At 48.4% G+C, this 8476-nt stretch carries 6 protein-coding genes; 3 read left to right on the top strand and 3 right to left on the bottom strand.

The window, feature by feature from the left end; genetic code table 11:
- Window positions 1-493 precede the first annotated feature (493 nt).
- The 3 genes from DXA20_RS15620 to DXA20_RS15610 form a co-directional block, all read right to left on the bottom strand.
- Window positions 494-2584: a heavy metal translocating P-type ATPase gene (locus DXA20_RS15620; RefSeq protein WP_118562031.1), complete on the bottom strand. Its 2091-nt coding sequence runs from the start codon at window positions 2582-2584 to the stop codon at window positions 494-496.
- Window positions 2585-2590: 6 nt separating this feature from the next.
- Window positions 2591-2896 (bottom strand): DUF6110 family protein, encoded by a 306-nt coding sequence (locus tag DXA20_RS15615; protein WP_118562029.1) that lies wholly within the window; start codon window positions 2894-2896, stop codon window positions 2591-2593.
- A gap of 137 nt (window positions 2897-3033) precedes the next feature.
- Entirely contained in the window at window positions 3034-4629 is a 1596-nt protein-coding gene (locus DXA20_RS15610; RefSeq protein ID WP_118562027.1) for a potassium/proton antiporter, read from the bottom strand.
- Window positions 4630-4828: 199 nt separating this feature from the next.
- Here DXA20_RS15610 and DXA20_RS15605 point away from each other — a divergent pair, with 199 nt between their 5' ends.
- From DXA20_RS15605 to DXA20_RS15600, 3 genes are all read left to right on the top strand, one after another.
- Window positions 4829-7357 (top strand): glycoside hydrolase family 3 protein, encoded by a 2529-nt coding sequence (locus DXA20_RS15605; protein ID WP_330421100.1) that lies wholly within the window; start codon window positions 4829-4831, stop codon window positions 7355-7357.
- Complete coding sequence (locus tag DXA20_RS18205) at window positions 7354-7587, top strand: hypothetical protein (protein ID WP_330421099.1); 234 nt, start codon at window positions 7354-7356, stop codon at window positions 7585-7587. The genes DXA20_RS15605 and DXA20_RS18205 overlap by 4 nt, the downstream gene beginning before the upstream one ends.
- A 249-nt stretch (window positions 7588-7836) precedes the next feature.
- Entirely contained in the window at window positions 7837-8370 is a 534-nt protein-coding gene (locus tag DXA20_RS15600; protein ID WP_118562025.1) for a hypothetical protein, read from the top strand.
- The last annotated feature ends 106 nt before the right edge of the window (window positions 8371-8476 follow it).

The following is an 8476-nucleotide window of genomic DNA, read 5'->3' as shown; positions in this document are numbered from 1 at the left end:
CAATGCTTTGATAAATACGCATCCGTACGACTGAGCTCCGTAGGTGAGCTCAGCTATTTCGGACGGCACGCTCCCGCTACCACTGCACCACGCAGCGGTACATAACGCCATATTGATTTTACAGTAAGATATGAATATTTTATTTAGTATGGGGCGTAAGTACCGGCGGGTGCAAGTGCCTTTCGAAACATCTGAATCCCACCTCGGAGCGAGTACGGCAGGATGCGTTTATCAAAAATCAAAGCAGCAAAGCAATTAGACTTTTTGAAATCCGTAAGTGACAAGACAATTTTAATACCACCAGCTCACGGTTTCGTCAGATATCCTGAGGCAAAAATCTATATTAATTTTCCTCAGACATAAGAAATAGTATGGGCGCAATCAACTAATCAGTGTGCGAAGTTTGAGTTATTAACTGATCCGTGGTGCATCATTTCCGGCACCACAGTTTTAGTTTTTAAATGTTTCATTGCTTCCGGTAATGCAGCAAAAATTATAGTTTAGTTCCTGTATCCAGAAGATTTTCCATGCTCTTTAAGCTGATCAATATCGTTGAGGTATTGTGCAGCAGAGCAGACATCGTCGGCTGGAAGACCCCTGCTACGCCTAACAGGATCAGTCCGGTGTTGATACCGACGATCATATGATAATTCTTATTGATCCGTCTGACCATGGCATCACTGAGCCGCTTGAGTGTCGCGATCTCATACAGATCATCTGCACTGATCGTCACATCCGCAATCTCTCTGGCAATCTCCGCACCGTCGCTGATAGCAATACCTACGCTTGCCTCCGACAATGCCGGCGAATCGTTGATGCCGTCTCCGATCATAATAACCCTTCTGCCGGATTTCTTTTCGTTCTCAACGAACTTCGCCTTATCCTCCGGAAGCACCTCGGAATAATACTCATCCACGCCGACCTTGTGTGCGATCGTGGATGCGATCCGGTCACTGTCACCGGTCATCATGACAACCTTGGAAATGCCGCACTGCTTTAATCGGCGAATTACCTCCGGAGCCTCCTTGCGGAGCGGATCCTCAATACAGATGACTGCCGCAAGCTTGCCTTCAATTGCCATATATAAATGAGAATACTGCTCCGGAAGCTGATCAAACAGCTCCTGCTTCCCCTCCGGAATCACGGCATGCTCATCCTCAAAGACAAAATGGTGACTTCCGATCACGACTTCCTTACCCTCGATGGTAGAATAAATGCCATGTGCCACAATATACTCGACCTTAGAATGAAGCTCCTCATGAACCAGATTACGCTCCACTGCCTTCTCGACAACAGCCTTAGCCATAGAGTGCGGGAAATGCTCCTCGAGACATGCCGCAATACGAAGCAGCTCATCCGAAGACTGTCCATTGAAGGATACAACATCCACAACGGTCGGCTGTGCCTTCGTCAGGGTTCCTGTCTTATCAAACACGATCGTGTCTGCCTCAGCCATCGCCTCAAGATACTTACCGCCCTTCACGGTGATATCGTATGTACTTGCCTCGCGTATCGCTGACAGAACTGTCAGCGGCATTGCAAGCTTGAGTGCACAGGAGAAATCAACCATCAGCACCGACAACGCCTTGGTCGTGTTGCGCGTCAGAAGCCATACAAGACCTGTGCCCGCAAAGGTATACGGTACAAGCCGATCGGCAAGATGAGCCGCTCTGCCCTCCAGTGAGGACTTAAGCTTCTCGGAATCCTCGATCATTGTCATGATCTTCTCATACTTACTGGAGCCGTTGACCTCCTTGACACAGATTGTGATCTCACCTTCCTCGACAACCGTGCCCGCATAGGCGTAACCGCCCTCAATCTTTCTGACCGGATTGGACTCACCGGTCAGGGACGCCTGATTAACCATCGCCTCACCGGCAACCACATCGCCGTCAAACGGAATCACATTACCCATATGGACAACGACCCGGTCTCCGGAGTTCACCGCCGTAAGCTCCGTGAGTTCTTCCTTTCCTTCTCTGATCAGCCATACCTTGCTGATGTTGAGCGACATGCTTCGTGCCAGATCCTCCACGGACTTCTTGTGAGTCCATTCCTCCAGGATCTCGCCGATACCTAACAGGAACATGACGGAGCTTGCCGTGCTGTAATCTCCACGGAATACCGAAACACCGATCGCCGTTCCGTCAAGAACCGGCACCTCGATCATTCCTTTCAGCAGCGTCCGCACGCCCTCACAGACATATTTCACAGACTTCACGGTCGCAATGACGTCTCTCACCGATATCGGCAGGAAAAGCTTCGTTCCATAATGAAGAATGACCCTATTCACCAGCTTATCCCAGTAATACTGATTCATTTCCCGTCCGGAATTCTTAAGATAATCCGCCGGCACCTCGGTCTGCTGATACGAAAATCTCTGAAGCTCCTTCAAAATCTCCCCGCGGTCCCCGTCATACTCGATAATGGCATCACAGGTTCTGTTCTGGACCTTCACCTTCTGTACGCCCGTAAGTCCCATCAGATAATATTGAAGTGTGTCTGCCTGTGAAAAGCTCATCCGCTTCCGGATCACATGAACACGAAGTCTTCCCTTTATCTCATGTTTGATCTGAAATCTCATATCGACCTACGCCTCTGTTTCTTCCTCGTCTTCAACCTCTGTGAAAGACTCATCCTCAAATTCCTCATCCATTGCTGCACGGTCATCGTTGATCTGCTTTGCACCTGCATAAATGTCCTCCGCATTCTCCTGAACACATGCTGCAGTCTTTAAAACACATTCCTTTGCACGAAGAACGGCTGCTGTACAGTTTGTGTAAAGCTTCTTCGCATCATCACTGGCGAGAATCTTGATGCCTGCTGTTCCGAATAAAACGCCTGCTGCAAAAATTCCTGTCTTTGCCTTATCAATTTTCTTTAAACAATCTAACATAATGATACGCCTCCTGTATTGTCCGTGGGAATACATAAAATCCCCCACGTTTTATTTATAGTGTAACAATTTTATACTCTTCCTTCCCAAAGAAATCAAGCATTTATTTCTTTATTGATATTCTTTATCAATAAAGTCTATACCTGACTAATGACCAGAATATCATTTTCACGTATCACAGTGTTACCGTTCGGTATTTTCACGCGGTCCTCACGCATCAGTACAAGCACCAGACTGTCCTCCGGAAGCTTGACCCTGGAAAGTGGCAGACCGATCCACGGACTCTCCCTGTCAATCTCAATCTCCGACAGATAAAGCCCCAGATTTTCTTCCGGCGAAAGTGCACTGAGCACGATCTTATCGCCCTCCATGATCACAGTATCGCCGTTCGGCACGATCCGTTCCTCCCCACGCAGGATCAACACCAACAGAAGATCCGGCAGAGATGTGACATCTTTGATCCGGTGCCCCGCCCATGGGTGATCCTTTTTGATCATAATCTTGACAAACTCGACCGGAACCTCCTCGGAATAATCACTGAACGTCTTCATAACGTTGCTGTTGTCATCGATCATATCAAGCCTGCGTGCCATAAAACCCAGAAGCGATCCCTGAATGCTGATTGAGAACAGCACAATAAAAATTACAATATGAAAGAGATCGTTCTTCGTATATGCCGGATCCACAGTCGCCAGAATGGCAAATACAATAGACGCGGCACCTCGCAATCCCGACCACGACACCAGAAGCTGCTGACGGGCGGAGCACCGGAATGGCGTTAATATTGCAAACACGGACAATGGTCTTGCAACAAAGGTCAGAAACAATGCAATCGCAAATGCCACCGGGATGATCCCGGGCAATGCCGACGGAAACGCCAGGAGCCCGAGCAGAAAGAAGATCAGCATCTGCATCAGCCCTGTCAGACCATCAAAAAAATGAACCAGCGACTTCTTATTGTGAAGCGGACGGTTTCCCATGATCAGACCGGCAAGATAAGCCGCCAGATAACCGTTGCCTCCAAGGATTGCCGCACCGGCATAGGACAAAAGCGCCATACTGAATACGAAGATCGTATCCACGCCGTCCCCCGCATTCTTCATACGCGAAAGCACCCATGCACCAAAGACCGCCGTAAGAACACCGATAAGCACACCGAAGATTACCTGCAGCAGCACAAGCTTCACCAGACTTTCCCCGGTAAAGCCGCCCTTCATCACTGCCAGAATGATCACCGCCAGCATATACGAGCAGGGATCATTACTACCACTCTCCATCTCCAGCATGGATGCCGTGTTATCCTTCAGATTGAGGCGTTTTGAACGCAGGATCGAAAACACAGAAGCCGCATCTGTGGAACTTAATACCGCACCGATCAGCATGCTTTCCCAGAAATCAAACCTGAGTACGCCCCAGCAGAAAATCCCTGTCGCCGCTGCCGTCAAAAGCACACCCAGCGTGGAAAGCAGCACTGCTTTTCCCGCCACCGGTCTCGCCTGCTTCCAGTTCGTTCCAAAGCCGCCGTAAAACATAATAAAGATCAGCGAAACCGTACAGATCTGCTCCGCTATCTGATAATTGTCAAATGAAATCTTCAAAAGTCCATCTGTTCCAAACAGCATGCCGAGCAGAATAAACGCCAACAGCACCGGAATGCCAAGCTTCGCAGATATCTTATTCAGAAACAGACAGAGTAAAATAATTGCCGCAACAATCAATATGTAATTTGTCATGCACTCCTCCTCATCCATGGGAAACACGTATCCCTACCTAATATATGTCGCAATTTCTACAATCATATACTATATTCGATGGAAAGACAACACAGCACGGAAACATTAAAATAAAATGAATTATCTGCTTTCCTCTTGACTTATTCTGTAAGGTCGATATGATGTGAAGTAAGAAATATTAAGAGAAACGAGGATTATCATGGCACAGACAGAAAAAACACTTGATTGGGAGCAATATTTAAAAACAGCGGCACAGGTTGTCTCTGAGGGAATTGTCATGCTGAAGAACGATAACGATGCACTTCCGTTAAATCCGGACGATGAAATCGCGTTATTCGGACGCATTCAGCTTCATTATTATAAAAGCGGAACAGGATCCGGCGGTATGGTAAATGTATCAAAGATCACCGGCATTCCGGACGGTCTGCTGGAAAACGGTGTCTCCGTCAACGAAGAACTGCTCGATGTGTACCGGAAATGGGACAGTGAAAACCCCTTTGATCTCGGAGACGGCTGGGGTAAGGAGCCATGGTCACAAACCGAGATGCCTTTGGACGAGGCGCTGGTCGCACATGTCTCTGAAAGCAGCCATACCGCGATCGTCATCATCGGACGTACTGCCGGCGAAGAACAGGACAACTCTCTGCATGAGGGCTCCTATCTTCTGACTGCTGCCGAGAAGGACATGCTTGCAAAGGTCCGCCACCATTTTCCGAAAATGATCGTACTGCTCAATGTCGGCAATATCATTGACATGAACGAGCTGCTGTCCTTTGATCCGGACTCTGTCCTGTATGTATGGCAGGGCGGCATGACCGGCGGAACCGGTACTGCTGACGTGCTTACCGGTAAGATCAGTCCGTGCGGCAAGCTGACCGACACGATCGCCGCTAATGTAAACGACTATCCTTCCGCTCCATACTTTGGTGATCCATACAGAAACTTCTATTCCGAGGATATTTATGTCGGATACCGCTACTTTGAGACATTTGCCCGCGATAAGGTTCTCTATCCTTTTGGCTTTGGTCTTTCCTATACAACCTTTGATATTGCGATCACAGGAGCAAAACAACTGTCCGATAAATGGGACTTCACTGTCAAAGTCACCAATACCGGAAATTACAGTGGCAAAGAGGTTGTCCAGATCTACTGTAAGGCACCACAGGGCAGGCTCGGCAAGCCGTCCCGCGTTCTCTGCGGCTACGAAAAGACGGACACTCTGGCTCCCGGAAAGTCCCAGGTCATGACGATCTCCGTGTCCAATGCACAGATTGCTTCCTATGATGATTCCGGTGTGACAGGACACGCTCACTGCTTCGTCCTCGAAGAAGGAACCTATCGCTTCTATGCAGGCTCTGATGTGCGCAGTGCGAAGGAGTTCTATCATTGTCCACAAAACAGTACAGAGGTCATTTCCCGCCATGAGCAGGCTCTTGCCCCTGTGGAATCATTTGACCGTATCCATCCGGAGATCTCCGAGGGCCGCTATGTGATCCGCATGGAAAATGTTCCACTTTCTCATGTGGATGAGGCAAAGCGCCGTCAGGACAATCTTCCGAAGGAAATTCCTTTCACCGGAGACAAGGGCATCCGCCTCGCCGATGTCAAAAACGGCACGCACACCATGGACGAATTTATCGCCCAACTGACCGACTATGATCTATCCTGCATGATCCGTGGAGAGGGCATGAACAGTCCAAAGGTAACTGCAGGAACAGCTGCTGCCTTCGGTGGTGTCTCTGATGAACTTACTGCTCTCGGCATTCCATCCGGCTGCTGTGATGACGGTCCATCCGGCATGCGTCTCGACTGCGGTACCAAAGCATTCAGCCTGCCAAACGGAACAATGATCGCCTGTACGTTTAATCGTACACTGATCCGGGAGCTTTTCTCCCTGACCGGACTCGAAATGATCGCCAATAAGGTTGACTGCCTGTTGGGACCCGGCATGAACATTCACCGCCACCCGTTAAACGGCAGAAACTTTGAATATTTCTCCGAGGATCCGTTCCTCACCGGAACCATTGCAAGCGCCCAGTTAAAGGGACTTCACAGTGCCGGCGTCACCGGAACGATCAAGCATTTCTGCGGAAACAACCAGGAGACCGACCGTCACGATACGAATGCCGTGATCTCCGAGCGTGCTCTTCGCGAAATCTATCTCAAGGGCTTTGAGATTGCCGTAAAGGAGGGCAATGCAGACTCCATTATGACAACCTACGGACCGGTCAACGGCGTCTGGACAGCTGCCAACTACGATCTGACCACACAGATCCTGCGAAACGACTGGGGCTTTACCGGCTTTGCCATGACCGACTGGTGGGCAAAGATCAACCGCCGCGGACAGGCAGTCGACAAGTCCGACCTCGCTGCCATGGCAATGGCACAGAACGATGTTTACATGGTATGCTCCTGCGGTGCACAGAATGACGACAACATTCTCGCCTCTCTGAAGGACGGTTCCCTGCAGCGCAGCGAATTGCAGCGTTGTGCCGCCAACATCTGCCGTTTCCTCATGAACACCCATGCGATGAACCGGCTGCTTGGCACAGAATGCAGGATCAATATTATCAATCGTCCGGCAGACGAGTCCGATGTGGACGAATCTACCGTCAAATTTTATGAACTGGATGGCGATCTTACGATCGATCTGTCGGACATCTGTACCGATAAAGGGACAAACTACAGCTTCGGTCTGGATATCCTGACGCCGGCACTTACGAAATGACACTCACCGCAAGCTCCACCCAGAGTGAGGTTGCGCAGATCCCGGTTACCCTGTTCAGTCTCGGAACCGCATATGGCACCTTCACCTGGAACGGCACAAACGGGCTTCCGGTATCCCACCGAATCGACATTCCGCTGTTCTCGCGCTATACCAATCTGCGCCTCTTCTTTGCGCAGGGCGGACTGGACATGCACAGCATCCGATTCCGTCTGGTGTCAACCGAGCTTTAATGTCCGCCCCCAACAATCTATAGCTATTTCCATCCCCGGATCTTTTCACGATCCGGGGATTTTTCTTTTCATCCATGCAAGGACGTCTCGTTCCCTGCATTTCCTCATCGGTCAGTTCGTTTAAAACCCAAAAATTACAGTGCTAAAATGAATGCAGAAATGAAAAATATACGTCCTATATGGCAACCGACAAAATACTTTTGACCCAAACATCACAAAATACAAGAATAAAGAAAGGTGGATTTCTCTATGAAAATCACAAAAAAAGCAGTATTAGCCATAATGTGTTTATCCTTGGCTGCATTTGCACCCGGGAAAGCACATGCCGCAAACAAAGTACAGATACCGGATGGCGCATGCCGGAAAGGAAACGACATTTACTACAGCTACTCCGGAAGCGGTCTGCGAATGGATCTAATGAAGATCAATACAAAGACACACAAAAAGAAAATGATTGTTTCCAATAAATACAAGGGACGTACAACCAACGGTTTCTTTGATCTGAATATAAAAGGAAACAATATTTATGCCACTTACAACATCGTAGACGGAAGTGACGGATTCAACTGCTACATCTGTAAGATTAACGTAAAAAAGAAAACAAAAAAGCTGCTTACCAAAGGACATCATCCGATCGTCATCGGCAACAAGATTTATTTTGTCAAAACCAAATACAATAAAACTTTTTTCCGGGACGAGGATAAAGGAATCTATGTCATGAATCTTTCCGGAAAGAAGATCCGGAAAGTACGTAAAATGTCGTCATCATCCTACATTTACTGAGAGTGTGATACTTTTTCTGTAAAATAATGATTAGAAGGTTCTTCTATGATAAAATAAATATCATTAGGAGGGCCTTTTATTATGGCAAGACAAAAGAAACCTGTAC

The sequence above is a fragment of the Roseburia sp. AM59-24XD genome (assembly GCF_003478445.1).
Classification (GTDB): Bacteria; Bacillota; Clostridia; order Lachnospirales; family Lachnospiraceae; genus Jutongia.
The sequence above is the reverse complement of the archived record's forward strand: the minus strand, read 5'-3'. Positions and strand labels throughout refer to the sequence as shown.